The organism is Shewanella sp. SM21 (genome assembly GCF_025654335.1).
In the GTDB taxonomy this organism is placed as follows: Bacteria; Pseudomonadota; Gammaproteobacteria; order Enterobacterales; family Shewanellaceae; genus Shewanella; species Shewanella oncorhynchi.
The window spans coordinates 281,009-307,401 of the sequence record NZ_JAKKRL010000002.1; the positions used below are offsets into that span (position 1 = coordinate 281,009).

Consider the following 26,393-nt stretch of genomic DNA (forward strand, 5'->3'; position numbering starts at 1 on the left):
AAAACCCGCATTAGATTATTGGTCTTTTCGTCATGTTACTCAAACCTTTCAGTACATTTTATTGAAAAGTGAGATAAAGGATCTGTAAATGAGCGCTGATAAACACCTACAAAGTTGGCAAGAACGTTTTGAAATGGCAGAGGCGATGCAGCCTTTGTTAGGCAAGTTGTACCGTAACCAAGGCGTTGAAGTCGTGGTCTACGGCAAGCCGTTACTCAATGCTTCTACGATTGAAATCATTAAAGCGCACCGTTTAGTTCGTCGTCATGTCGGTGAAAAATTGCGTTTACGCGAGAGTTTCCCCTTCGTTCAAGCTTTGAGCAAACTCGCAGTTAAACAATGTAAAGTGGATATTGGTAAACTCGCTGTCAATTACTGGCGCGACCATACTGATGTCAGCGAAATTGAAAGCTATATGGCAAAAGAATTGGCCGATGCTATCGACCATGCCGATGATGTCGCACCGCGTGACGTCGTGCTTTATGGTTTTGGCCGTATCGGTCGCTTATTGGCACGCTTGCTGATTGAACGCACAGGTCGCAGCAATAAGTTAAGGTTACGCGCTATCGTTTTACGTGGCGGTAAGAAAGGCGATTTAGAAAAACGCGCGAGTTTACTGCGTCGTGACTCAGTCCATGGCCCTTTCAATGGCTCTGTTGAAGTTGACGAAGAGAACAACGCCATCATAGCCAACGGCACTTATATCCAAGTGATCTATGCTAATTCACCCGACGAAGTGGATTACACTAAATACGACATCAATGATGCATTGATTGTTGATAATACAGGTATTTGGAAAGATGAAGCGGGTCTTGGTTTACACCTTAAGAGCCCAGGTGCCAGCAAAGTATTACTGACGGCTCCTGCAAAAGGCGCGATTAAGAACATTGTTTACGGTGTGAACGAAGGCGATATTACCCCTGAAGACATTATCGTTTCAGCGGCGAGTTGTACCACCAATGCTATTACGCCAGTACTGAAAGCTGTGAATGATAAATATGGTATCGAGAATGGTCACGTTGAAACGATTCATTCTTATACCAACGATCAAAACCTGATTGATAACTATCATACCGCTGACCGTCGTGGCCGTAGTGCACCATTAAACATGGTGATCACTGAAACGGGTGCAGCAAAAGCGGTTGCTAAAGCTTTACCTGCATTAGCTGGTAAGTTAACTGGTAACGCGATTCGTGTGCCGACGCCTAACGTCTCTATGGCGATCATCAGCATGAACCTGAATGCTGAGACCAGTAAAGATGAGCTTAACGAGTATCTGAAAGATACGGCGCTACAATCACCACTGCAAAATCAAATTGACTACACAGACTCTACTGAGATTGTATCGAGCGATTTAGTCGGTTCTCGCTACGCGGGTGTGGTTGATTCACAAGCGACTATTGCAGAAGGCAAGCGTGCCATTCTTTATGTATGGTATGACAACGAATTTGGTTACAGTTGCCAAGTGGTTGGCGTAATGCAAACGATGTTAGGTTTAACGACGCTATCTCTACCTGCGTAAATTGCCCACGTAGGTTTTGCTCGAGTGATTAATGACTTTGCTTAACCTTTGAATAAAGCGCCCAATAGGGCGCTTTTGTTTTTCTATACTTCTACAATTTTATTGGACTCGACTCCATAGCTCACCATGATCCCTTGTTTATCTGCCGCGTTTAATTAGCGGTAGCATCGGCATCAGTATCGGTACAAAGCCTAAATTGATGAATGAAACATCAACTTTACTGAGGTGTGGCGGTTTATTGGGCAAACGATACGGCTTAGATCATTTTTTAAAAATTGTTGATTGACTCTGAGGTCTAAATCGGTAGAATGCCAATCCGCAGTCAGGGGAAAGCATGCCGAGCATGAGTTCAAATGATTAAGCGCAATGATAGGCGACATTAGCTCAGTTGGTAGAGCGATACCTTGCCAAGGTATAGGTCATCGGTTCGAACCCGATATGTCGCTCCAAATTTTAATAAATTTGGCAGTTTGGGCGCGATGGCAGAATGGCTATGCTGCGGATTGCAAATCCGTCGATCTCGGTTCGACTCCGGGTCGCGCCTCCATAGATTAAAGTATTAATGACACGATTCCCGTCGTTAATATAAAGAGTTTGCCCGAGTGGTGGAATCGGTAGACACAAGGGATTTAAAATCCCTCGCTGGTAACAGCGTGCCAGTTCAAGTCTGGCCTCGGGTACCAAAAAACAGAAAAGCCCTGACTGATGTCAGGGCTTTTTTGCTTTATAACTTCTACACCCACATTTCATGATTCTTAATCTAGTATCACTACAGCTATAGATTGGTTAGGCCCAAGCCCACTATTTTATTCATTCAGTATTGCGACTTCTGACCTGTTTCTTTTCTACAATATAAAACTGAGTGATTTTGTGATCTAGATGTTGTAAATCGCTTTATTTAAGTAATTTCACTATTTGGCTAATAATTGCGTAATAAAATGTACTTTTTATTATTGAATCGACAATAGTGTAATAATTTCCCTAAGAAGGGACTTAAGTCGCTATTACCCCCTTAAAGACAGTGGTATAAATAAGCCGAAATTTCCCCTACACGCGCATATTAGGATACGTAGTCATGATTTTCTCTCAAGTATTACTCGCACCCGCTGATCCAATTCTTGGTTTAACCGATACCTTTAAAGCTGATCCGCGTCAGGATAAAGTTAATCTTGGTGTTGGCATTTATAAGGATGAGGCAGGACAGACTCCCGTTCTGGCTTCAGTGAAAAAAGCCGAGGCCATTTTACTTGAGCAAGAGAAGACCAAAAACTACTTAGGCATTGAAGGCGTTCAAGCTTATAACCGTGTAGTACAAACATTGTTGTTTGGCGAAGGCAGTGCATTAATTTCTTCTGGCCGTGCTGCCACAGCGCAAGCACCTGGTGGTACAGGAGCACTGCGTATTGCTGCTGAGTTTTTACTGCGTAATACCGATTCGCACACTATTTGGGTGAGCAATCCAACGTGGGCCAACCATCAAAATATTTTTGAAACGGCGGGTTTAACGGTTAAAGAGTACGGTTATTACAAAGCAGAAGCCCATGACATCGATTTCGATACCATGATGACTGACTTGTCTCACGCCAATGCGGACGATGTCGTGCTGCTACACGGTTGCTGCCATAACCCAACGGGTATCGATTTAACGTTGGCGCAATGGGAACTTGTTGCTCAATTGTGTGCTGATAAGAAACTCGTGCCACTGTTTGACTTTGCTTATCAGGGTTTTGGTGCTGGCATTGAAGAAGATGCGGCAGGTCTGCGTTTAGTCGCGTCTAAAGTGTCTGAGTTGCTGGTCGCTAACTCTTTCTCTAAAAACTTTGGTCTATACAACGAGCGTATTGGCGCCGTGACTGTGGTGGCTGAAGATGCTGATGCTGCCGTACGTGCTTTTAGCCAAGTGAAACGTACCATACGCGCCAATTATTCTAATCCGCCAGCCCACGGCGCACTGATCGTCAGCACGATATTAAATGATGCAGCTCTGAAAGCCATGTGGGTGCAGGAAGTCAAAGAGATGCGTGAACGTATCGCCGAAATGCGTACTCTGTTTGTTGATAGCTTAAAGGCTGAGGGCGTGACTCAGGACTTCAGTTTTATTTCTCGCCAAAATGGCATGTTCAGTTTCTCAGGTTTAAACAAAGCCCAAGTGGCACGTTTGAAAGACGAATTTGGTGTTTATATTGTCGGCTCTGGACGCATTAGCGTTGCAGGCATGACTAAGACGAATATGCCTGTCATCTGTAAAGCCATAGCACAAGTGTTGTAATGGTTATTGCAGCCTTATAGACAGACTAAAGGGACATTCCTTTTAGCTTTACAGTATAAAGGACAGCATTTGCTGTCCTTTATTATTTCGATTGAATGATTAACAGGTCAGAGCTAGCAGGCAAGCGGTTGTTGAGTGAGATCATTGAGTCGCAGCAGGGCGCTTAATGCATCTAATAAATTAGCTTGATCATGTAGATTGGGATTATGGCGATTCTTCAACGGAAAATAGTTAATCAGTGGCCCTAAACGCGTTTGTTCACCGTGGCGAAGTACTTTGTGAATAATGGGCTTACCAATCACTTGGTGACACCAAGCGATACGTTGCTCAATGCTAAACCGACCCGCGGGTGAGGCCTCTTCGGCAAGGTTATCGATAAAGATCACCTGCGCTTTAGTTGCAGCGAGGCTTTTCGCGAACTTAGGTAACAGCAGTGGCGGCATGATACTGGTTAAGAAGCTGCCAGGGCCTAGGATAACTAAATCTGCGTGCCGAACGGCCTCACAGGCTTCAAAGGTGGCATCGACCTGTGGCTCAAGGCAGAGCGCGATGGGCGCTTCATTCATACTGTCGACATTAATTTCCCCAAAGACTTTACTGCCACAAGCTTGCAGGGCCACTAAGTGAGTGGGCTGCTCTGACATGGGAATAAGTTGGGTTTCTATCTTAAGTAAGTTACGGATGAGATTAACCGCTTCTAATGGACGAACGCAGAGTTGATCAAGAGCCAGTAAGATTAAATTACCTAAATTATGGCCACTGAGTTCAGTGGCTCCTTGGAAACGGTATTCAAACAATTGCGAGCCAACGGAAGGACGATTAGCTAAATGGGATAAGCAGTTACGTAAATCACCCCAAGCAATGCAGTCTTGTTCGGCTCTCAGTCGACCAGTAGAACCGCCATTATCAGTGGTGGCGACAATCCCTGTAAGGCGGTTGCCTAAAAAATCGAGCGAGGATAATACTCGGCCTAAACCATGGCCTCCGCCGATGGCGACGACACGTTCAAATTGATTTAACATCAAATGCTGCATCTGGGTTTTTCCTTCCTGAATACCCGAAAATTTAATGTCATAGCCATCCATTGTCGCTATAAGCGGGATGACTCATGAGCCGTTGTGCAATGGTGATAACGCTAAGGAACCTTAGTATAAATACTCAGTCAAATGCTTGCATCTATAAATGACGGCGTAATAGCAAGCTCGACTCGATAATGGTGCCTCAGGCGTAATATTGTACCTGAGTTCGTGATCATGATGATGGGCAAATTTCGTGAAATCTGACAAATAGCTTATAATCCGGCCTTTATTTGCCCAATAAGGGCGTTACACCTAAGGTGAATGATTGAAAACGGGTAGAATCGGTTCGTTTACATTGGCATTAGCCATGGTCATAGTGGCGATTTTTGCATTACGAGTTTGGATCATTCCTCACTCGAATGACTCATCCGCTATTGCGCCCCAATTCGTTAGCGATGTCGATCCTGTTACGCAAGTCCCTGACTTTTCAGCGATCAGCGACATTACCGAAAAGAAGAAAGCTTTTTTTGATTTCCTGCGGCCGATTGTTCAGCAACAGAATGCCATTATCTTGATGGAGCGTGGCTTTATCAATGAGATGCTTGCCTTAGTCGATAATGGTAAGAGTTTATCTGATACTGAATTAGCGCAGATCAATGCGTTATTTGATAAATACCAATATCCGGCGCGTAACGTAGATGCTAAGTCATTAGCAAGCTTACTTAAACGTGTCGATATCGTGCCGGAATCTATGGTGTTAATTCAAGCCGCGAATGAATCGGGTTGGGGGAGTTCACGTTTTGCCAGAGAAGGTTTTAACTTTTTTGGTGAATGGTGTTTTACTTCTGGCTGCGGCATAGTGCCGTCCTCACGTGGTTCGGGTAAAAGTCATGAGGTGAAAGTGTTTTCATCGGTCGATGAATCGGTTTCATCCTATATGCGTAATTTAAACTCTAATACTGCCTATGCGTTATTTCGCTCTATTCGAGCAGATTTACGTTCACAGGAGCTAGAGCCAACAGCGGATCAATTGATTTACGGTTTAGTGAATTATTCTGAAAGACAAGAAGCTTATATTGATGAGCTGCTTGATATGTTACGTCATAATGAAAAATATTTGGTGAATGTCGATGTATAAAAAACTGTTGTTTAGTAGCCTGTTTTTGTTGGCAACTAGCGCCGCTGCAGAAACTGTATCCCTTGAATATAAAGGCTTTTATGATAGGTTAAAACAAGTCAATAAAGGCGGTTATCAACTCGTGGAAGTGGCTTTTAGTGTTCCAATGCAAAAGAATTGTTTGATCCAAAGTGGTTCTATTTCCAGTGAAAAAACCTCAACGCCACTGACGTATACTGATGCTCAGCGGTTATTCATTCCCTTAGATGATGATTTAAAAGATCAGCGAGCCTTGGTTAATCTGCATTTCGCTGGCAGCGCTGAGGGATGTGGTATTGCAATGCAAGTGAGAGCAAAACAGACATTAGCCGAGTACGATAAAACGCGCTTACAACAAATCATGACTGAGATGGACACGCTGCTCGGTGCTATGCAAGGCTTCCCGATGCGTTATTTTAGGGAATCCATTACTGGCTTAAACTTTGAATTCTCACCTGAACAAGAAGTCTATGTACTCCTTAATGGCCGTGAAGAAGCGATAAAAGGCAGTTATAAATTAGCCGCTAATGAGCTTGAAAGCATCACCACGCTAAGCTTCAGTGCCCAGCCATTAGTGTTGAGTCCTTGGGTGAAGTAATCATCTTTGTATCTTGAATAGGTGTCTTGAGATAAGCGATTCAGAAGCGCTGGCTCAAAGATAAACTTATTCTGTAGCCATAAAAATGCCCACATTAAGTGGGCATTTTTGTTGTGTTAATTTATCTTGTTTACTTTCGTTGCGTTAACTTCTCTTACTGAATAGGCGCTAAATTCAGTCTAAGTTAGACTTCGTAAGTGTTAACAATATCAATGCGTTTTGCTGCATCCAAATCGATACGACCACTATTGGCGATATCAAGAAAATCGAATGCAGGCAGATTGGCTTCAGCAACATCACCACGCATAGGCGCATCTGGGTCACGTGTTAGAGACACAAAGTCGAACTGTTCACGGTCAACACCCTGTGATGGTGCGGTGTTTTGCATGGCGGTGAAAATCGTTTCAATGCGTCCGGGGTATTGTTTATCCCATTGATTCAGCATGTCTTTGACTGCGGCGCGTTTTAAGTTTTCCTGTGAGCCACACAAGTTGCATGGAATGATTGGAAATTCTTTTAAGCTTGCATATTCTTCGAGATCTTTCTCGCGACAATAGGCTAGGGGACGTATGACGATATTAGCGCCATCATCCGACAGCAGCTTTGGCGGCATTGCTTTCATCTTACCGCCAAAGAACATATTTAAGAACAAGGTCTCGATAATGTCATCCCTGTGATGGCCTAGGGCGATTTTAGTGGCGCCGATACGCTGAGCAAAGCCATAAAGCGTGCCGCGGCGAAGGCGAGAGCATAGGGAGCAGGTGGTTTTACCTTCAGGGATTTTGTCTTTCACTATCGAGTAAGTATCTTTCTCGAGGATGTGATATGGCACATTGAGCTTATCGAGATAGGCGGGCAATACATGTTCAGGGAAGCCAGGTTGCTTCTGATCTAAATTAACCGCAATGATTTCAAACTGAATGGGCGCGCGTTGCTGCAGATTCATCAAAATATCGAGCATGGCGTAGCTGTCTTTACCGCCACTGAGGCAGCACATGATCTTATCGCCATCTTCAATCATATTGTAATCGGCAATCGCGCTGCCCACTTCACGACGAAGCCGCTTCTGTAATTTATTCAGACGGGTAGTTTGTTTTTTTGATAATTCTTCCGGCATAGGATTTGCCGTAACTTCAGATATAGCTTCAAGCATAAAAAAGCGCCCAGTAACACAGTTTCAGGGCGCGTATTATTCCAGCTATCTTTGGCGGGGTAAAGAGCCGCGTATTGCTTAGGCTTCTTCTAACGGTGATTTATAACCGTCGGGCTTTATAGCCAATAAATCGCAGTTGATGCTATCGATAACATGTTCAGCGGTATTGCCTATCAATGCTGCTGAAAATCCGGTACGGCCGACAGTCCCTAGGATCACCAATTCAGCATCAAGTTTTTCAGCAAGCTCAGGGATCACATCCTCTGGTAAACCTTCTTTTACATGGCAATGACTTGGATTAATATCATAAGCGCTCGCAAGATAACTCACGCGCTGCTCATGCTGCATGCGAATGGTTTCGTTGTATGACTGGGCATCAAAGTCAGGAAGCTCGATGGCTAAGTTAACTGGCGTGCCGGGATAACCATTAACTAAATGTACTTCAGCAGAGAACTTTTTCGCCAAATCTTTTGCATGTTCAATAATTTTACCGTTAAGCATTTGATGATCGGTATCTTCGGTTGCCACATTCACAGCACAGAGGATTTTGCCCGCGGCTGGCCAGTCATGGGCTTTCACCATCAACACTGGCACAGGGGCTTTACGCATTAAATGCCAATCAGTTGGAGTGAAAATCACCGCTTTGAGTTTGTCATGGGCATGGGTGCCTTTAACAATCAAATCGTATTGCCCTGAAATGGCATGATTAATAATGCTTTCAAAGGGGCGGTTATGCCAAATGACTTGAGTATCGATATTGAGTTGCAGATGAGTATAAGCGGCGAGTAAGTCTTGGATCCAGGCGAGCCGTTGATCTATGACACCTTGACGCATGGCTTCGCGTTCTTGATTCGACAGAATCGAAGTCATTTCGTAAGAGAAGTCGAAGATAGAAAGAAACACAGTGACTTGAGCGTTGCATTTACTGGCCAAGGCGACCGCTCGTGCAAGGGCAACTTGATTCTCAGTGGTAGGGTCAACCACAACCAGTATTTTTTGATAATCCTTCATGGGAGGTTCCTTTAGTCATAGGCTCAATATCATCATGAGCCTTTGGCAGTGAGCTGTATTGTTCTAGATCAAACTCATTTGAAATTGATTAAAACTCGCTTAAAAATCATGCCTTAATCTGCATGACATGTCTAGCAAGCACAGCTTTCACCATTAAACTGTTATGCTATTGGCGACAATTATTTAGGCTTGACCTCTCACGGTTAATGCTCTTGCGATTGACTATCTCGCGATGCGAGAATTACCCGCTAACAGATTTAGCTCTTGCGAGTCGAGGATAGTGATGTACTTACCCTTAACCTCAATCAAGCCTGACTTTTGGAAGCGTCCAAGTAAGCGGCTGATGGTTTCAACGGTTAAACCGAGATAATTGCCAATGTCACCGCGGGTCATGGTTAAACGAAATTCTTTAGGTGAGAAACCACGACTGCCGAAACGATTTGCTAAATTGCTGATAAACGCTGCTAGACGTTCTTCGGCATTTTTCTTACTGAGCAGCAGGATCATTTCTTGATCGCTCATGATCTCATTACTCATTAGACGCATGATCTGCTGACGTAACTTAGGCATAGTGCCCGAAAGTTCATCGAGGATATTAAAGGGGATTTCACAAACCATAGAGGTTTCGAGGGCCTGTGCAAAACTCTGATGTAACTGAGCGTGAATACCATCAAAACCAATCACATCACCCGCAAGATGGAAGCCAGTTATCTGCTCATCACCTTGCTCGGTAATAGTGTAACTTTTGATGGTGCCAGAGCGGATCGCAAACAGGGATTTCAACGCATCTCCTGACTTAAAAATTTGCTCGCCTTTCTGGATTGGCTTTTTACGCTCAATAATATCATCGAGCTGATCTAGCTCACTTGCATTGAGGGTAAAAGGAATACAAAGGGTACCCATACTGCAATCGTGACAATGGATTGTGCATCCGCTAGCGGCAGGACGACGATTCTTATTTTGTTCAATTGTCATGTTGATTCTCAAGTTAATCCACTGCTGCCATGTTAAACCAATTCACGCACTTGGGCTAGTTTAGCTGCGCGAGTGCGATATATAAAGTTTGACCACCAAAGGCAATTAACAGTAAGCCGCTCAATAGTCTAACGGTTTTCTTTTGTACCCATGCAGCAAGGCGTTTTGCCGCCACGCCAGCACTTAATAGGGCGGGTAAAGTACCCAAGCCAAAGGCTAACATAATCAAGGCGCCTTGGCTGGCAGAGCCAGATGCAACCGACCAAGTTAAGGTGCTATAGACGAGGCCGCAGGGGAGCCAGCCCCAAATGAATCCCGCCATGACTGCTTGGCTCGGATTCTTGATTGGAACAAGGCGCTGCGCTAGCGGTTTTAAATATTGCCATAGCCATTGACCTACACGCTCAATTTGCACTATTCCAACCCAAATTTTAGCGATGTAAAGTCCTGTTGCGATCATCATCAGTCCGGCAATCATGCGCAGGACAATCAGATAAATATCCAGCTCAAATAAGCGACCAAGACCTGCCGACGATGCGCCCACTAAGCCGCCCGCTAAGGTATAACTTAAAATACGGCCTAAATTGTAACTCAGTAAATATTTAAGCTGATGGGCCAGCTGGTTACCTATTTTAGGATGAGGGATTTGGGCGGAAAAAGCGCCCACTAAACCGCCACACATACCAAAACAATGTGCTGCTCCCATCAAGCCGACGAGAAAGGCACCGGTGACATTGTACTCAATCACAAAAGCATGCCTTTTTGCTGATTTTTTATTGCTTGCTGCGCTACGACGTCATCTTTTTCTGCTGTTGACTGAATGGCGGGGGTAGCTAGATGGCCTGGTTTATCAGTATTTTCATCAAACAATATAGAAACACTTTGACGGTCAAGATCATCAAATTGCTCAGATTTCACTGCCCAAAAAAATACCATTACCGCGATGGCGACGAAGATCATGGCAATGGGGATAAGCACATAAATAATTTCCATAATGACCTCTTACTATCTGGTTAAACGTTTTATTGTGATCACACTTTTACCCGTAATAATCTCAGGCTATTACCGACCACAATCAAAGAACTCGCCGACATGCCAATCGCGGCAATATAAGGTGCCACATGACCAGTGACGGCTAAAGGCAAGATAAGGGCGTTGTAACCCAGCGCCCAAGCTAAATTTTGTTTAATAATTTGCGTGGTCAGTTTAGCGACCGCGACAGCTTGGGTGAAACGGGATAGATGATCGCCCAGTAAAATCAAATCGGCACTGTTTTTGGCAATCGCACTGCCACTGCCCATGGCGACCGACAAATCAGCCCCCGCAAGTACAGGCGCATCATTGATGCCATCGCCAAACATCGCCACGCGAGTATGCTGTTGTAATTTCGTTACTAGGGCAAGTTTACCCGCGGGCGTTAATCCGCTGTGCACATCTTCAATTCCCAGCTCTTTGGCCAGTTGATGCACATGTCCGGAGCTATCGCCGCTAGCGATACTGATGCGACAACCTTGTTGCTTTAATATTTCAATCGTGGCCTTACTGTCTTGACGAATATTGTCTTGGATCTCAAAGCTGGCAAGCACTTCAAGCTGCTCATTGGCTGAGCGTGCTAACCAAATCTTTTGGGTTGGGTCCTGAGTATCGATACGTGCACCAGTAAATACAGCATTACCAATTAAATAGTCAGTCCCCTCGATACGGCCTCGAACACCAAAGCCGACTTCATGGTGAACTTGCTCCGCGACCAAGGTATTATCGGCAAATAGGGCAAATGCAGCCGCAATCGGATGGCGAGAGCCCGTTTCCAGCGCCGCTGCAATGGCTAAGGCCTGCGTCTTTGTTAAATCGGCCATGCACTGCGTTTGCCCGATAGAGAGCGTACCACAGGTAAGGGTGCCAGTTTTATCAAAGACCACATGTTTAATCTGCGGCAGTTTTTCAAATACGCCGGCTTTGCGGGTAATGATCCCAAGACGGGTAAAAATGGCGGTTGCACAGGTGACGGCGGTCGGTGTCGCTAGCGCTAAGGCACAAGGACAAGTGGCGACCAGAACCGATAACGTTACCCAAAAGGCATCCTCTGGGGAAATCTGTTGCCAAACCAAATAAGTCATCGTCGCGATTGTTAGAATCGTACCCGAGAAATAGCGGGATAATTTATCGGCTAATAGGGCTATCGCAGGTTTTGTATTGGATGCCAGCTCCTGCAGTCGAATAATTTCCGCCACGAGTTGGTCTTGCCCTAACGCGGTAACTTTAACTTTTATCGGTTGATCGACGTTGATAGTGCCAGCGTACACTTGCTGATCTTGCTGCTTTTCAATGGGCATTTGCTCACCAGTGAGCATAGCTTCATTGATGTTTGTGTGGCCTTCAATCACCACACCATCGGCCGCAACCATTTCCCCTGGTTTCACAAGGATCACATCATTGAGGCGTAACTTTTTGGCCGGAATTTCTTCTTGACCATTTTCGGTGACTAAGTGTGCAGTGAGCGGCACCAATTTATGTAAATTACTGGAGCTGACCGAGGCCTTTTGTCTTGCCTTTTGCTCGAAGTAACGCCCAAGTAACAAAAAGAAAGTAAACATGGATACGGATTCAAAATACACTTCGCCTGTGCCATTCACTGTGGCAAAACAGCTTGCGGTATAGGCACCACCAATGGCAATCGAAACAGACACATCCATATTGAGTTTGCCGCTGAGCAGGGTACGAATGGCGCTAAAATAGAAGGGTTGCGCCGAATAAAGCACCACAGGCGTTGCAAAAATCATGCTAACCCAGCGGAAATAGTCCCGATACTGCACGTCTAAATCGGTGAAGTAGCCAGTATAAAGGGCGAGGGCGAACATCATGACTTGCATAGTCGCAAAGCCAGCTAAGCCTAAACGCAGTAAAAATTTGCGACTATTGAGTTTATTGTTGAGCTCTTGTTCGTCAACTTGGTAGGGCGCGGCTTGATAGCCGATACGACTAATTTGTCCGAGAATATCGCTAAGTTTTACCTTGCGTTTATCCCAACTGATCATAGCGCGTTGGGTGGTTGAGTTGACTAGCACTTGGCTCACGCCCGCGAGTTGTTTGACTTTGTGTTCAATTAACCAAGCACAGGCGGCACAGGTGATACCATCGATGGAGAGTGACACTGATTCGACATTGTCCTCAGAATGCACAAAGTCTTGCTGCACTTCGGGCAAGTCATAGGCGCTAAATTGCGTTAATGCTTCGGGGACCAGGGCATTCTGTTTACTGCCAGGCTCAGTGCGGAACTTGTAATAACTGAGTAATCCCGCATCGACAATCGCTTGAGAAACCGCCTGGCAGCCAGGGCAACACATCAGTTCATCACGGTCATTAATGCGAGTCACAAACTGCTGGCCCGTCAGAACGGGCTCTTGGCAGTGAAAACAACTTGGATACGTCATAGCGCTACTTATTTAACCACAATCAATTTAGCCAAAGTTGGACGTGATCTTTTAATTCAACGCGTTGGTGAATTCGCCATTTACCGTCGTAGCTTTCGAGGCGAACTTCCCAAGGGCCGGTTAGGGTAGAAGGGATGGTAATGCGATACACATTACTGGCATCGGCCGTCGCAGTGAGTTTCATATCTCTGTCGGCAATGGTTGGATGATAGAACTCAACTTTCAAGGCGGCTTGATATGCAGGTCCCCCTTGCTGCGTCAGTAAAATCTCATTATTGGCTTGATCGAGTGAAAAATTCATGCCTATTTGTTTGGCATACTTCACTTTACTTAAGTCCATATTAATGGCTTTGCCATCTTTGTAGTAATCCTCGGCGACTAAAGAGTCCGAGTTCGTAAGGGCAATTTTTAGTGTGGTAAAACTTGCGACGACGGCACATAAAGGAAGAATAATTAGAAACCAAGGCCAGAACTGCTTATACCAGGCTTGTTGTTCGCTCATGTCAGATACCCATTCAAAAAATTTGCGCCATTTTACCGTTAAAAGACGGTTTTAGCACTTTAAAAAAAAGGCCTCGAAGTCTTCGAGGCCTTAGTGTTACTTATACCTAATTACTTGTTTGACAAGCTATAAACATAAGCTGTAATGACGTGAACTTTCTCTTCACCGAGAACGTCTTTCCATGCTGGCATCACACCTGCGCGACCATGTTTAATGGTCTCTTCGATCATGCCACGGCTACCGCCATATAACCAAACATCGTCAGTTAAGTTAGGAGCACCCATAAACTTGTTGCCTTTAGCGTCCATACCATGACACGCAAAACAACCTTTCATGAATGAGCCTTGACCTTGGGCTGCGAGTTTCTCGTCATGCTCACGACCAGACAATTTAACAACGTATTCAGCTAAACCAGCAATCTCGCTATCTTCGATTGGCAAACCACCTTTGGGTGGCATCATGCCATGACGACCTGCCATGATAGTGGTCTTAATCGTGGCTAATTCACCACCATATAACCAGTCACCATCGGTAAGATTAGGGAAGCCTTTGCTACCACGTGCATCAGAACCATGGCACTGAGCACAGTTTTGCAGGAACAAACGGCCACCCACTTTCAACGCTTCTTGGTTTTTCACTAATTCTTCTAGTGGTGTTGCCAAGTAAGCTGCGAAGATTGGGCCATATTTTTCATCAGCGTGTTTTACTTCTTGATCATACTGAACATAAAGACCTTCTTTTGCTGCTAGCTCAATCGCTGCAGCAGAATCGGCTTTAATGCCATGCTCTGTACCGATACTCTGGTTAGAACTCGTCCAGCCTAATAAGCCTTTGTAGTTACCTAAACCAGGAAATAGTGCCAAATAGATCAAGCCAAACACGATAGTGATATAGAACATATAACTCCACCATTTTGGCAGTGGGTTATTGAGTTCTTCAATACCGTCGAAACTGTGACCCATGGATTCGCCTTCTTTTATGTCAGTGGTGTTCTTAGAACACACACGCAGTAATAGAAAACAACCCGCGATCACGACTAACGAGAGTACAGTAATCCAAACACTCCAGAAGCTACTCATCACTTATTCTCTCCTGAGTCCTTCGATACCTTGTTGACTTCCTCATCGGAAAACACAAGGTTAGCTGCTTCATCAAATGATTTTTGACGACGCGAGCTATATGCCCAAGCAAATATACCGACGAAGGTCAGCATCACAATGATGGTTAAAATGCCTTGTAATGTGCCGTAATCCATATATTGCCTCCTTATTTGAGTGCGTGACCCAAAGACTGAAGATATGCAATCAAGGCGTCCATTTCTGTCTTACCTGCAACAGCTTGCTGTGCGCCTGCGATTTCTTCATCGGTATAAAGATCATTACCTTTGTAACCGCCTTTATGCAGGTTACGTAGGATAGTCATCTTGTCACCCGTTAGTTTGCCGTCTAACTTGTTTTCGGCTAACCATGGGAACCCTGGCATATTCGATTGAGGAACTACAGCACGAGGATCGATTAAGTGAACTTCATGCCATTTATCGCTATAACGACCGCCAACACGTGCAAGATCAGGACCCGTACGCTTAGAACCCCATTGGAATGGATGATCCCAAACTGATTCGCCCGCGACAGAGTAGTGACCATAACGCTCAGTTTCTGCACGTAAAGGACGGATCATCTGGCTGTGACAGTTATAACAACCTTCACGAACATAAATGTCACGACCTTCAATTTGCAGGGCAGTGTATGGCTTTAAACCTTCAACTGGCTCAGTCGTATCTTTTTGAAAAATCAACGGTGTGATTTCAACGAGACTACCGAAGCTGATAGCGATAACGGTAAAAATCGCTAACAAACCGATGTTTTTTTCAACTATCTCATGATTAAATTTCATCGAGTTTGCTCCTTTAAGCCGCTGTTGGTTCAGCCAATGCTGGCAATGAATCTTTAGAGGCTTTCACAGTACGGATCACGTTATATGCCATGATCAGCATACCGGTCAGGAAGAAACAACCGCCAAGGAAACGTACGAAGTAGAAAGGATAAGAAGCTTCCAGACTTTCAACAAAGCTATAAGTTAAAGTACCGTCAGCATTCACTGCGCGCCACATCAGACCTTGCATTACACCTGAAATCCACATAGAGACGATGTAAAGCACAGTACCAATAGTCGCTAACCAGAAATGGACGTTAATTAACTTGATACTGTACATACGGCCGTGACCGAACAATACAGGTATCAAGTGATACAGAGAACCGATTGACACCATTGCAACCCAGCCTAGCGCGCCGGAGTGAACGTGACCGATAGTCCAGTCTGTATAGTGTGATAATGCGTTAACTGTCTTAATTGCCATCATAGGGCCTTCAAAGGTAGACATACCGTAGAAAGACAGAGAAACAACTAAGAAACGTAACACAGGGTCAGTACGCAGTTTATGCCAAGCACCAGACAAGGTCATGATACCGTTAATCATACCGCCCCAAGAAGGTGCGAATAGGATCAGTGACATCACCATACCTAAAGACTGAGTCCAGTCAGGTAAAGCTGTGTAATGTAAGTGGTGAGGACCAGCCCAGATATACAGTGCGATCAGTGCCCAGAAGTGGACAATAGAAAGACGGTAAGAGTACACAGGACGACCTGCTTGCTTAGGTACGAAGTAATACATCATCCCCAAGAAGCCTGCGGTTAATAAGAAACCTACAGCGTTATGACCATACCACCACTGCACCATAGCATCGACAGCGCCGCTATACAGAGAGTATGACTTGAACAGACTGACTGGTACTGCCATAGAGTTAACTATGTGAAGTACGGCAACGGTAATAATAAAGGCACCAAAGAACCAGTTCGCCACATAAATATGCGAAGTTGTTCGTTTGATAATAGTACCGAAGAACACGATAGCGTAGGACACCCAAACGATAGTAATTGCGATATCGATAGGCCATTCTAATTCAGCGTATTCTTTTCCTTGGGTGAAACCCATTGGTAAAGAGATAGCTGCTGACAGAATGATGGCTTGCCATCCCCAAAACGTAAATGCGGCTAACTTAGGTGCAAATAGTCGGGTTTGACAGGTGCGTTGTACGACATAATAGGATGTTGCAAAAAGGGCTGATGTACCGAACGCGAAGATCACCGCATTGGTGTGTAATGGTCGCAAGCGACTATACGTTAACCAAGGAGTGTCAAAGTTCAGCTGAGGCCAGATTAACTGAGCCGCAATTAATACGCCGACTGACATACCAACAATACCCCACAAAACTGTGGTTAAGGCAAATTGGCGGACAATGGCGTAATTGTAATCAGCGCCTGTTGGCTGGGAATGGTTCATCATAATGCTTCCACTGCTTATTACTTTTACTTTTAGTAAAGACAAGCTTTACCTGTTATAAATGACATAAAACTCAGCCTCCCTATTAAGGTTGCTGAGTGATGTCAATGCGTTACCCTGCATATTTTTGCTCAAATATGAGGTTTCGCAATGATACTTGAGCCATATCAAAAAAGATACCAAAGAAGGGGTGTGGAAAGTTGATCTAGATCAACCTACGCCATAGAATGTTAACATATTGCATCATAAGGTTAATCTTTGTGCTAACTCGTCTGAGTCCCTATTTATTTATCGCATTATTTAGCTTCAATCTCACAGCTTGTAAGGAAGATGCAAAGCAAGTCACACTTAAAAGCAGTCTTGATCCTTCACTTTGCCAATTTTCTAAGGGGGATTGTGTTAAAAAAGTTGGGGATGTTGAGCTCACTTTTCGCTTGTCACCAGGGAGTGCACCAAGCGAAAAGCCATTGACATTACAGTTGTTATCTTCCATGCCAATTTCTAATGTGCAAATCCGCTTAGAAGGAAGAGACATGTTTATGGGCGTTATTCCTGTAAATGTGAAGCAAACTGACGAAATGACTTATATCGGTCAGTTAGTCTACGGTTCTTGTAGTAGTGGCTACATGGTTTGGCGTGGCTTTGTGAGTTTTAGCGTTAATGGTGAAACTAAAACGGCTGTTTTTGATTTTCTCGCAGATGACAATGGTTAGATATATCTTTGAAAGTGCCTGATATGGATTTCTAAACATCAAGACAATCAACTATACAGATTAGTGATCCTTCCAGTTTTCTTTTACTTTGACAAAAATATCTACATTTTCAATAAAGAGCTGTAATAAGTGAGGATCAAAGTGTGTTGCCGCCCCTTTACGCATTTCAGCTAAAACCTCTTCTAAAGGCCAAGCTGTTTTATAGCAGCGGGCATGGGAAAGGGCATCAAACACATCTGCGATTGCCACAATCCGCGAGAAAATGTGAATTTCGTCTTGTTTTAGATTTGCAGGATAACCAGAACCATCATATTTTTCATGATGTTGCAGTGCAATAATTGATGCGGCCTTTAGTATTGGTCGCTCAGAATTTGCAAGAATTTGATGGCCAATCATAGGGTGCTGACGCATAACTTTCCATTCTTCGTCATCTAATTTGCCGGGTTTAAGTAGGACAGCATCGGGGATCGCAATTTTACCTATGTCATGCATTGGTGAGGCACGGCGTAGTAAATCGGCTTCGTATTCACTTAAACCGGCTAGTAATGCTAATTGAGAACAATACTCCGCCATACGTTTCACATGATTGGCAGCTTCTTTCGAGCGGCTTTCAACAACATCACCTAAACGTAAAATAAGCTCTGATTGTGTATCTTCCACCTCCTGATTGAGCAGCAAATTTTCAAAAGCTATGCCCACGTTGATGGCAAAAATATCAATGAGTTTCTTATCAAGATCATCAATTCTATCAATACCATCCATATAAAGTAGATTGATTAAACCGCCTTTGGTGGGAAAGTAACCGATAAAGCAATTGTCTTCATAAAGGCACCGCTGTTGGGTGAGCGCACTGCGCAGTAGACGATCAATATGTTCAGGTAGTTGCGTAATGTGGGATTTATTAGCAAATTGGCCAGTACCAGCAAGGATTTCTATATTGACAGGTTCAACATGACCACTAATCGCATCAATTGCATTACAAGTCAGCAGTAGCGTTTCTGAATCGAGATTAAGTAGAGTGGCCACTTGAGTCAGTAGCCCATCGGCGAATTTATGCAGGGTGCGCAGTTCAAATAATCCTGAGGTAGCTTCTAGTACTCTTTCTAAGCCCTTACGATGATTTATTTGGGTGCGCCTTGCTTGCTCGATTTCCATGATATCGCGATAAGAGCGAAGGGCTGAGTAGACGCTGGTCATCAGTTTACGGGAATCCAGTTCAGCTTTTGCTTTGTAATCATTGATATCGTAATTGACGATAACGTCTTCTTCAGGTGCTTGCCCTGGCTGGCCTGTACGTAAGATCAATCGAGTGGTTTTATTCAATAATTCTTCACGGATCCACTTTACTAGTTCTAACCCTGCATGGTCACTTTCCATGACAACATCAATAAAGGCAATGGCGATGTCATGTTCTTGATTGAGTAATTCTTTTGCTTGTTCGGCACTATAAGCATTGATAAAGGTGAGGGCACGGCCATCAAGTTTAAAGCGGGAGAGGGCAAGCTTAGTGACGGTATGAACATCAGGTTCATCATCGACCACTAATACCTTCCAAGGAATACCAGACTCTGTTGTCTCGGTAGACTTTTTACCGGAAAAAAGAGGGTTTTTCTTTGCAAGATCAATCAGCATCCGATACCTCATTCAAGTAAAAATAATGATCACATAATCAGTGTAGTAGACACATTTCAAAGCGGTGCAAAATCTTGCATAAAATAACGAGGTGAGTGGCAATCCTTAAATTACATTGTTGATAACAATTCTCATTTGTGTATTCTATTACTATCAAACAATGATAGGGAGGGAAAGGGCATGACGAATCGAATTAACTTATCAATTTCAGCGCATAAATTGGCACAGCTGATACATGATGGACACATCTGCGCATCTGACTTCACGTGCTTAGATAGCCAATCGAAACAGCAAGTGTGGCAGCTATGCTTGATCTGTTGCAAAAAGCGTATTACTTGTCAGCAATGTTCATTTTCAAGTTGCGCTAAAAATCTGATATATCTTGATGCCGATAAATAACATTATCGGCATTTGCGTTTAAGTATTATCATACAAGAAACTCTTATAATTCAGATGTAATATGCAACTTCCTCCAGTAATCCCGTTATTTGACTCATTTGAATTCATACAAGTTGGCAATAGTATTGTTAACCAATATATAACCCAAATTAGCATGAAAAAGGTGGTTGATGCGGGCTTAGTCATCGAGCATGCCAGTGATTGGCTATTTGAGCAAAAGCATAATGAAAACAACTATAAAGCTTATCGCAGTGAACTCACTACGTTTCTGCATTGGTGTTTTGATGTGGTTTCAATGTCTCCCATTCAAGTTACGCGCAAAGACATGAGTCGTTACGTTGATTATTGCCAAGCACCGCCGATAGCACTGATCGGTTATTTTAATGTGCCACAGTTTAAGTACGATAAACTGCATGATGAACGGGTTCCAAACTCGCAATGGCGACCATTTGTCGGCAAAAAACAACTCGGGCAAATCCAGCCTTATGTGTTAAGCGATAATGCGTTAAAAACAAAAATGGCCATTTTGTCTTCGTTTTATTCGTACCTGACAAGTGAAGAATATTGTGAGCGGAATCCTGCACAAATCTGGCTTAATCACAGTCGATTTGCAGCAAACAGGCAATATCAGCGTCAAAGTCATGAAGATGAAAATAGTCTCGCATTCACTGAATTACAGTGGTCATATATTATGGCGACCGTTACTGGACTAGCAGAAGAATTTCCTGAGTTACATCAAAGAAGTTTATTCCTCATTACATTGATTTATTGCTGTTATTTACGCATTTCAGATGTGTCTGCACGTGCAGGTTATTCGCCGGTGATGAACCAGTTTAAGCGTAATCAGCAAACGGGCATCTGGAGTTTTCATATTCCGTTGAGTAAAGGTGGTAAAAGACGCAGTGTTGCGATTTCAAAAGCCTTGCTCGATGCGTTAGTCAAATATCGTCAGTTTTTAGGATTAACGGATTATCCTGGACCAAACGAAAATCATCCTTTGTTTGTACGGCACAAAGCTGCTGGACGCGGTCGAGATGTTGGTATCCTCAATGCCAATCTTGGTATTCGTCATGTCCGCGATGAAATTCAAAAAATAATTAATCTGGCTGCAGAACGTATAGAAATCGATGGCTTTACACAAGATGCGGCGCAGATGCGCAAACTTACTGCCCACAATATTCGTCACACTGGCATTACGCACGATATCAACATTAACCGCAGACCGTTATCCCATGTACAAGCCGATGCTGGTCACGAAAGTATCGACACTACATCGCAATATTTGCACACAAGCCAAATTGAACGTCATGAAAGTGCATTTAACAAACCAATCGATCATTTGAAAGGTATAGAGTGATTCCATACAAAACTGCGCACAATGTATATTATGTTAAATTGGTTCTAGTACGATTAACTAAGTTTGTTGCTAGTGGCTTGTCATTCCAAATGAGTTTTGTGTCATTTCGTGAGTCTGACTTTTGTTATTATATATCAAGGCTATAATTCACTCCGCCAACAGCTTTGCTCCATTATGGTGCAAAGCTGTTCATCCAGAGCGCATTAAACTTTGTGTTTGCTGCTTTTTGACAAAGCGCATCTCACACGCAGCTATGCGAACACTTTTGAAGTATAGATGACGTGTTAGAAATGAATTTTATGAAACAATGCCCCAATCAAATTATGTCGCTCCATTAGAATGATTACTTACAATAATTCATAGGTTTACCAAGCTTAATTGAAATTGGTTCGTAGCTATATTTCCACTGCTTAATCTTACCTATTAATTTGTTGTAATGTTGATGACGTGATTTATCAACATCGGAGTCGTTCGAACACATCACCAGTTCCACTTGACTGTATCTTAAACAATTTAATCGTCGCTACGTGAATGCTTTGGTATATTGGACTCGCAAACTAGCCAGAAACACCTAGCAACGCGCTTATGCTTGTCCCAAAAGTCACAATAAAATACTAAGATGTTGCCGATTTTGAGCCGCTATGGACATAAATATGTCATTTTCAGGAGTTTTTATAGATATCGAGTGAAGCGCCCTAACCTTCTTTGGGACAAAAATCATTATGTGTACTAGCTCATATATGAACTGACAGCGTTGATTAAATTGCTAGACTTAATCGGACAATCTCAACTCGACCCCACCCAGCTCATTTCTGGACATTTTCAAGTTAGACTTTTAGCTCGAATTAGTGAATTTAGAATTAAAATTTCTATGGATAACGCCTACTTAAGCGGTTTAACCTCCATAACTTCTGAGTAGCTTAATGTTGAACAGTTACGGTTAGTTATTAATACGAATGACTTTTAAATGGGATTGATATCCATAACACTGCCCCTGATAGCGTGTTCTGGTCTAATCCCATCGGACACTTAACTTTGAGACAGTATGGTCAATAAATTAAGAGGTCAATATGAGTCTGAACAAATCACATAAGAGTTATCCGCAGGCATTTAAGGATGAAGCCGTCTTGATGGTGCTGGAGCAAGGTTATAGCGTTGCCGATGCGAAAAAGCCTCTTGGAGTTAGCACTAGTCTGCTTTACAACTGGAAGGAAAAACACGAAGCCTTGCAGCAAGGCCTTACCTTAGAATAGTCTGAACGTAATGAGTTGAAGAAATTTCGTATATAAAAAAATTATTACGCATGGAGAAAGAAATGATAAAAATACCCAAGGGGCACACCGAGGCCAGCGCCTTCTTTGCGAGAGAAATAATGAAGTAAAATTTAGTTTCATCAAACAGCAATCTAACCGGTTTCCCATAACACTGTTATCCATCGTTTCACACTGATTCTACTGACCAGCATACTTGCGAGAGCGGTACGAGAATTACCTTCGCTGAAATGGAGTAAGCCTAAATAGCGCCTACGTTTGCGTGCACTTTTCTCCGATTTACTAAGGCTACGATTTACTAAGGCTACGATGTTCGGATTATTCATATTTTTTATAATTAAAAAGCGAATATCAATTAGGCCACATAATTAATGTAAATTGTATTGCTGGCGTTGGCTTTATACCTGGGCTGAAAAACAAAAAATGATTATCGCGCTTAGCGTAATTTTATTGAACATTCATTATATAGGTCATCCTCTGGAGCTGGTTTTGATTAGTATTGGTTCTTGTACAGAACTTGATGATTGTGCTTTTTGGGCTTCTTCGATGCGTAAGTCAATAGTGGCAACTAACTTGGAAAACGCCGCCATCGAAGAAGCTCACGAGTTAGTCACCGTGGCGGACGATGGCGTGACGATGGCGTGACGAGGCGGGTGTGTCACTCCCAAATCGAGGTGTTCTATGTGGAACTTGCGAACGTTCTTTAGCTGCAGCGCTTGGCTCAGCCAAATCCGCAAGGATCGGGCAATCCGGGCGGCCATCGCCATGGCAATTTTCGGCTAGCTGCTCGAGCGTTTGCACCATAGCTTGTAGTTCAACGATCTTCGCCTTCAGTCCGTCGGCATGGGAGAGCGCCAACGCCTTAACGTCGGCGCTCGCGCGATCTCGATTGCACCACAAGAGCAGGAGCTCCGAGATTTGTTCGACAGAAAAGCCAAGGTCGCGTGCGCGACGGATGAAGCGAAAGCTTTGCGCGTCTGCCGAGCTGTAATTTCGGTAGCCAGCATCAGAACGATTAGCTTTGGGTATCAAGCCAATCTGTTCGTAGTAGCGAATCATCTTCGCCGAGATGCCGGACAACTTGGCTGCTTGACCAATATTCATCATTCTCTCCTTCTAGTAAATTAATCAAATACGCCCAAAAACTGAGGTTTACCTACGCACAGATATTTCTCTGGGCGTAAAGAACACGTCGGCATACAGGTATTAAGATTGCATTCATGTTGTCTATATTCCATCTGAAGATTGCTCAGAGCTAATGTGGTGGTCAAATGGATATCATGGTCGTAGTCCCGCAACACCTCAGGTGTGACGACTCTTGCAATGGCAAAGAGATGTTCTCGGGCGTCGCTATAATCGTCCTTGAGGTGATCCAAGGGCATATTTGGTGAAAACATGTTGTGTTACTCCTTCAACAATATTCGTCTACCAAGCGTGACTTTTGTGCTACCACCCCAAAAGCCAATGACTTGGTGTGGGTTTAAACCATCATCGGAGCCCTGAAGCGCTTGAGTCGGAGCGCGTTGCCGAGCACAAATATACTGGAAAGTGCCATTGCGGCCGCTGCGAAAATTGGCGAAAGCAAGGTGCCATTCAACGGGTAGAGCGCACCCGCCGCAACCGGGATCAACACGGCGTTGTAGGCGAAGGCCCAGAAAAGGTTCTGCTTAATGTTACGGATCGTGGCCTGACTAAGCGCGATCGCATTCGTCACGCCACGCAAGTCGCCCGACATTAGCACCACGTCAGCAGCTTCTATCGCTACATCGGTTCCCGTGCAGATAGCGAGCCCAACATCAGCTTCGGCGAGTGCTGGTGCGTCGTTGATACCGTCTCCCACGAAGGCGACTCGCGCGCCATTGTTCCGGAACTTCTTCAGCGCCTCGACTTTACCATCGGGGAGAACCTCGGCTAAGACTTCATCGATGCCAAGCTGCTCGGCAATCGCCGCAGCGGTCGCCGCATTGTCGCCAGTGATCATCGCGACTTTCAGTCCGAGCGCGTGCAGCGCCTTGATTGCTTCGGGCGTTGTTTCTTTGATTGGATCTGCGACTGCAATCACCGCTGCCAAGCGGCCGTCGATCGCGGCATAAAGTGGGCTCTTGCCTTGCTCGCCAAGACGCAGGGCGGTGGACTGCAAGCTCGACACATCCAGACCGAGCTGCGTCATAAACCGATCCGCACCGACGGCGACGGTACGACCTGCGACCTTGGCCGACACGCCGAAGCCCGGTGTTGCGTCGAAGCTCTCGATAGGTGCAAGGGTGAGGTTCAACTGCTTTGCGGCTGTGACGATCGATTCGGCAATCGGGTGCTCGGAGCGGGTCTCGACGGCCGCAACAAGAGCAAGAACTTCGTTGTATTCAAATCCCTCGGCAGGCACGAGATCGGTCAGCTCGGGGCGTCCTTTGGTCAGCGTGCCGGTTTTGTCGAGCGCGATAACGCTCACATCGCGCAACGCCTGCAAGGCTTCGCCCTTACGAAAGAGTACGCCGAGCTCGGCCGCACGGCCGGTGCCAACCATGATTGAGGTCGGCGTTGCCAGTCCCATAGCGCACGGACAAGCGATAATAAGAACCGCGACCGCATTAACGAGCGCAAAGGTCAGCGCTGGGGACGGGCCGAAGATTAGCCAGACTAGGAAGGTCATCGTGGCAGCTGCCATCACCGCTGGGACGAACCACATGGTCACTTTGTCGACCAGCGCCTGGATCGGCAGCTTTGACCCCTGCGCTTGCTCGACCAGACGAATGATCTGCGCGAGCACCGTATTCGCGCCGACCTTGGTGACGCAAAAACTGAAAGCGCCCGTCTTGTTGATAGTGCCGCCGACAACTTCGGCTCCCACCCCTTTAGATACGGGCACCGGCTCGCCGGTGATCATGCTCTCGTCAACATAAGAGGCACCTTCGACGACTTCGCCGTCGACCGGAATCTTCTCGCCCGGACGAACGAGCACTATGTCACTAGTCATCACCTGATCGAGCGGTATTTCAAACGTTTCGCCGTTGCGCTGGACGCGCGCGGTCTTAGCCTGAAGTCCGACGAGCCGCTTGATCGCTTGTGAGGTTCGCCCCTTGGCGCGCGCCTCCAGCATGCGTCCGAGTAGGATCAAGGTAACGATGACCGCAGCAGCTTCAAAATAGACGTTGGCAGTGCCTTGCGGCAGCGCTTCAGGGGCAAAGGTTGCGACGATCGAATAGCCATAAGCCGCCGCGGTGCCGACCGAGACCAGTGAGTTCATGTCAGGAGCACCGCGCAGCAACGCCGGTACCCCTTTTAGGAAGAAGCGCTGACCCGGACCGAACAGGACCAGGGTGGCGAGCACGAACTGCACATACCAGTTGGTCTGTTGCCCCAGAGCCCCCATCACCCAATGATGCATGGCGGGAATAAGGTGAGAGCCCATCTCAAGGATGAATACGGGCAAGGTGAGGATGGCTGCAGTGATGAAAGAACGTCGCAGTGCCCGCGCCTCGCTCTCACGACGCTCAGAGTCCTGATCGCCAGCATTCGCCGTTTCGGCGGACAAGCGACGGGGCTTGTAACCCGCCTGTTCGACAGCGGCTTCAAGATCTGCCGTGGAGACGCACCCTGCAAAATGGCGCACCCTCGCGCGCTCGGTCGCCAGATTTACAGTGGCTTCGAGCACGCCCGGAATTTTTACGAGCGCTTTCTCTACCCGGCCCACACACGATGCGCAGGTCATGTCCTCGATCGCCAACTCGATGGTCTCTTCGCGAATGGTGTAGCCAGCGCTCTGAATGGCGTGGACAGCCGCCTGCGGATTGGCTACGCCGGTGAAAGTCATGTCGGCGCGTTCAGTGGCGAGATTGACCACGGTTGTCTGCACTCCGGGGACCGCTTTCAACGCTCGCTCGACACGGCCGACACATGATGCACACGTCATGCCTTCGACAGGCAGGCTCAGACGAGTGCCTGCGGACACGGATTGATTGGCGTTTTGTGGCAAGGAAACAGAAGCCATTGAACTACTCCTTAAATGTTGAGTTAAAAAAAGCTTAATGCTTCCAACCATGGGAAG

Annotated in this window: 23 protein-coding genes, 3 tRNA genes and 2 pseudogenes; 11 read left to right on the top strand and 17 right to left on the bottom strand. The window is 45.3% G+C overall.

Annotation, left to right across the window (positions count from 1 at the left end; translation table 11 throughout):
• Window positions 1–88 precede the first annotated feature (88 nt).
• From L5L94_RS03325 to L5L94_RS03345, 5 genes are all read left to right on the top strand, one after another.
• Window positions 89–1,522, top strand: a complete 1,434-nt coding sequence (locus tag L5L94_RS03325; protein WP_028759978.1) for a glyceraldehyde-3-phosphate dehydrogenase — start codon at window positions 89–91, stop codon at window positions 1,520–1,522.
• Window positions 1,523–1,895: 373 nt separating this feature from the next.
• Window positions 1,896–1,971, top strand: a tRNA-Gly gene (locus tag L5L94_RS03330).
• A 24-nt stretch (window positions 1,972–1,995) separates the two neighbouring features.
• Window positions 1,996–2,069, top strand: a tRNA-Cys gene (locus tag L5L94_RS03335).
• 49 nt (window positions 2,070–2,118) lie between these two features.
• Window positions 2,119–2,205 (top strand) — tRNA-Leu (locus L5L94_RS03340).
• A 392-nt stretch (window positions 2,206–2,597) separates the two neighbouring features.
• On the top strand, window positions 2,598–3,791 hold the full coding sequence (locus L5L94_RS03345; protein ID WP_263161140.1) for an amino acid aminotransferase: 1,194 nt from the start codon (window positions 2,598–2,600) through the stop codon (window positions 3,789–3,791).
• Between the two features lie 113 nt (window positions 3,792–3,904).
• Here L5L94_RS03345 and L5L94_RS03350 read toward each other — a convergent pair whose 3' ends face one another.
• Window positions 3,905–4,825 carry a YvcK family protein gene (locus L5L94_RS03350; RefSeq protein ID WP_113940492.1) on the bottom strand — a complete coding sequence of 307 codons (921 nt, stop codon included), beginning with the start codon at window positions 4,823–4,825 and terminating at the stop codon, window positions 3,905–3,907.
• A 310-nt stretch (window positions 4,826–5,135) separates the two neighbouring features.
• On the opposite strand from L5L94_RS03350, the gene L5L94_RS03355 reads away from it, so the two are divergent.
• Both L5L94_RS03355 and L5L94_RS03360 read left to right on the top strand, forming a co-directional pair.
• Window positions 5,136–5,948, top strand: a complete 813-nt coding sequence (locus tag L5L94_RS03355; RefSeq protein ID WP_113940491.1) for a glucosaminidase domain-containing protein — start codon at window positions 5,136–5,138, stop codon at window positions 5,946–5,948.
• The gene (locus tag L5L94_RS03360; protein ID WP_263161146.1) at window positions 5,941–6,564 is read left to right on the top strand and encodes a DUF2987 domain-containing protein; all 624 of its coding nucleotides are present in this window, start codon (window positions 5,941–5,943) and stop codon (window positions 6,562–6,564) included. Before L5L94_RS03355 ends, L5L94_RS03360 begins: the two co-directional genes overlap by 8 nt.
• A gap of 184 nt (window positions 6,565–6,748) precedes the next feature.
• Here the strand turns inward: L5L94_RS03360 and ttcA are convergent, their stop codons facing one another.
• The 11 genes from ttcA to ccoN all read right to left on the bottom strand — a co-directional run bounded on the left by ttcA (window position 6,749) and on the right by ccoN (window position 16,979).
• Window positions 6,749–7,717, bottom strand: a complete 969-nt coding sequence (ttcA, locus tag L5L94_RS03365; RefSeq protein ID WP_181800873.1) for a tRNA 2-thiocytidine(32) synthetase TtcA — start codon at window positions 7,715–7,717, stop codon at window positions 6,749–6,751.
• A gap of 78 nt (window positions 7,718–7,795) precedes the next feature.
• Window positions 7,796–8,728 (bottom strand): universal stress protein UspE, encoded by a 933-nt coding sequence (gene uspE, locus L5L94_RS03370; RefSeq protein WP_028759972.1) that lies wholly within the window; start codon window positions 8,726–8,728, stop codon window positions 7,796–7,798.
• Window positions 8,729–8,950: 222 nt separating this feature from the next.
• The gene (etrA, locus tag L5L94_RS03375) at window positions 8,951–9,703 is read right to left on the bottom strand and encodes an electron transport transcriptional regulator EtrA (RefSeq protein ID WP_006081599.1); all 753 of its coding nucleotides are present in this window, start codon (window positions 9,701–9,703) and stop codon (window positions 8,951–8,953) included.
• 55 nt (window positions 9,704–9,758) lie between these two features.
• Complete coding sequence (locus tag L5L94_RS03380; protein WP_168827705.1) at window positions 9,759–10,451, bottom strand: sulfite exporter TauE/SafE family protein; 693 nt, start codon at window positions 10,449–10,451, stop codon at window positions 9,759–9,761.
• Window positions 10,448–10,696: a cbb3-type cytochrome oxidase assembly protein CcoS gene (gene ccoS, locus L5L94_RS03385; protein WP_263161149.1), complete on the bottom strand. Its 249-nt coding sequence runs from the start codon at window positions 10,694–10,696 to the stop codon at window positions 10,448–10,450. The genes L5L94_RS03380 and ccoS overlap by 4 nt, the downstream gene beginning before the upstream one ends.
• Before the next feature lie 38 nt (window positions 10,697–10,734).
• Window positions 10,735–13,134, bottom strand: a complete 2,400-nt coding sequence (locus L5L94_RS03390; RefSeq protein ID WP_263161152.1) for a heavy metal translocating P-type ATPase — start codon at window positions 13,132–13,134, stop codon at window positions 10,735–10,737.
• 22 nt (window positions 13,135–13,156) lie between these two features.
• Complete coding sequence (locus tag L5L94_RS03395) at window positions 13,157–13,636, bottom strand: FixH family protein (RefSeq protein ID WP_028759968.1); 480 nt, start codon at window positions 13,634–13,636, stop codon at window positions 13,157–13,159.
• 110 nt (window positions 13,637–13,746) lie between these two features.
• Window positions 13,747–14,715 (bottom strand): cytochrome-c oxidase, cbb3-type subunit III, encoded by a 969-nt coding sequence (gene ccoP, locus L5L94_RS03400; RefSeq protein ID WP_263161156.1) that lies wholly within the window; start codon window positions 14,713–14,715, stop codon window positions 13,747–13,749.
• Entirely contained in the window at window positions 14,715–14,891 is a 177-nt protein-coding gene (locus tag L5L94_RS03405) for a CcoQ/FixQ family Cbb3-type cytochrome c oxidase assembly chaperone (protein WP_028759966.1), read from the bottom strand. The genes ccoP and L5L94_RS03405 overlap by 1 nt, the downstream gene beginning before the upstream one ends.
• An 11-nt stretch (window positions 14,892–14,902) precedes the next feature.
• On the bottom strand, window positions 14,903–15,529 hold the full coding sequence (ccoO, locus tag L5L94_RS03410) for a cytochrome-c oxidase, cbb3-type subunit II (protein ID WP_028759965.1): 627 nt from the start codon (window positions 15,527–15,529) through the stop codon (window positions 14,903–14,905).
• Between the two features lie 13 nt (window positions 15,530–15,542).
• Entirely contained in the window at window positions 15,543–16,979 is a 1,437-nt protein-coding gene (gene ccoN / locus L5L94_RS03415) for a cytochrome-c oxidase, cbb3-type subunit I (protein WP_028759964.1), read from the bottom strand.
• A gap of 224 nt (window positions 16,980–17,203) precedes the next feature.
• Between ccoN and L5L94_RS03420 the strand changes: the two genes are divergently transcribed.
• Entirely contained in the window at window positions 17,204–17,689 is a 486-nt protein-coding gene (locus tag L5L94_RS03420) for a hypothetical protein (RefSeq protein WP_206766122.1), read from the top strand.
• Between the two features lie 60 nt (window positions 17,690–17,749).
• On the opposite strand, the gene L5L94_RS03425 is transcribed toward L5L94_RS03420, so the two are convergent.
• Window positions 17,750–19,321: a DUF3369 domain-containing protein gene (locus tag L5L94_RS03425; protein ID WP_113940482.1), complete on the bottom strand. Its 1,572-nt coding sequence runs from the start codon at window positions 19,319–19,321 to the stop codon at window positions 17,750–17,752.
• A gap of 180 nt (window positions 19,322–19,501) precedes the next feature.
• Between L5L94_RS03425 and L5L94_RS03430 the strand changes: the two genes are divergently transcribed.
• The 3 genes and pseudogenes from L5L94_RS03430 to L5L94_RS03440 form a co-directional block, all read left to right on the top strand.
• Window positions 19,502–19,720, top strand: coding sequence for a hypothetical protein (locus L5L94_RS03430; RefSeq protein WP_263161160.1), 219 nt, complete (start codon window positions 19,502–19,504; stop codon window positions 19,718–19,720).
• 61 nt (window positions 19,721–19,781) lie between these two features.
• Window positions 19,782–21,077, top strand: coding sequence for a tyrosine-type recombinase/integrase (locus L5L94_RS03435; RefSeq protein ID WP_198573454.1), 1,296 nt, complete (start codon window positions 19,782–19,784; stop codon window positions 21,075–21,077).
• Between the two features lie 1,070 nt (window positions 21,078–22,147).
• Window positions 22,148–22,508 (top strand): annotated as a pseudogene (locus L5L94_RS03440) (transposase); the annotation flags it as partial.
• On the opposite strand, the pseudogene L5L94_RS03445 reads toward L5L94_RS03440, so the two are convergent.
• The 4 genes and pseudogenes from L5L94_RS03445 to L5L94_RS03460 all read right to left on the bottom strand — a co-directional run.
• Window positions 22,504–22,674, bottom strand: a pseudogene (locus L5L94_RS03445) (IS630 family transposase); the annotation flags it as partial. The pseudogenes L5L94_RS03440 and L5L94_RS03445 sit on opposite strands and share 5 nt — an antisense overlap.
• Before the next feature lie 280 nt (window positions 22,675–22,954).
• Window positions 22,955–23,452 (bottom strand): Cu(I)-responsive transcriptional regulator, encoded by a 498-nt coding sequence (gene cueR / locus L5L94_RS03450; protein ID WP_263161164.1) that lies wholly within the window; start codon window positions 23,450–23,452, stop codon window positions 22,955–22,957.
• Window positions 23,453–23,472: 20 nt separating this feature from the next.
• A complete protein-coding gene (locus L5L94_RS03455; protein WP_219250782.1) occupies window positions 23,473–23,745 on the bottom strand; it encodes a hypothetical protein in 273 nt (90 codons plus the stop codon).
• Between the two features lie 83 nt (window positions 23,746–23,828).
• On the bottom strand, window positions 23,829–26,336 hold the full coding sequence (locus L5L94_RS03460; protein ID WP_263161169.1) for a heavy metal translocating P-type ATPase: 2,508 nt from the start codon (window positions 26,334–26,336) through the stop codon (window positions 23,829–23,831).
• Window positions 26,337–26,393: the final 57 nt, after the last annotated feature.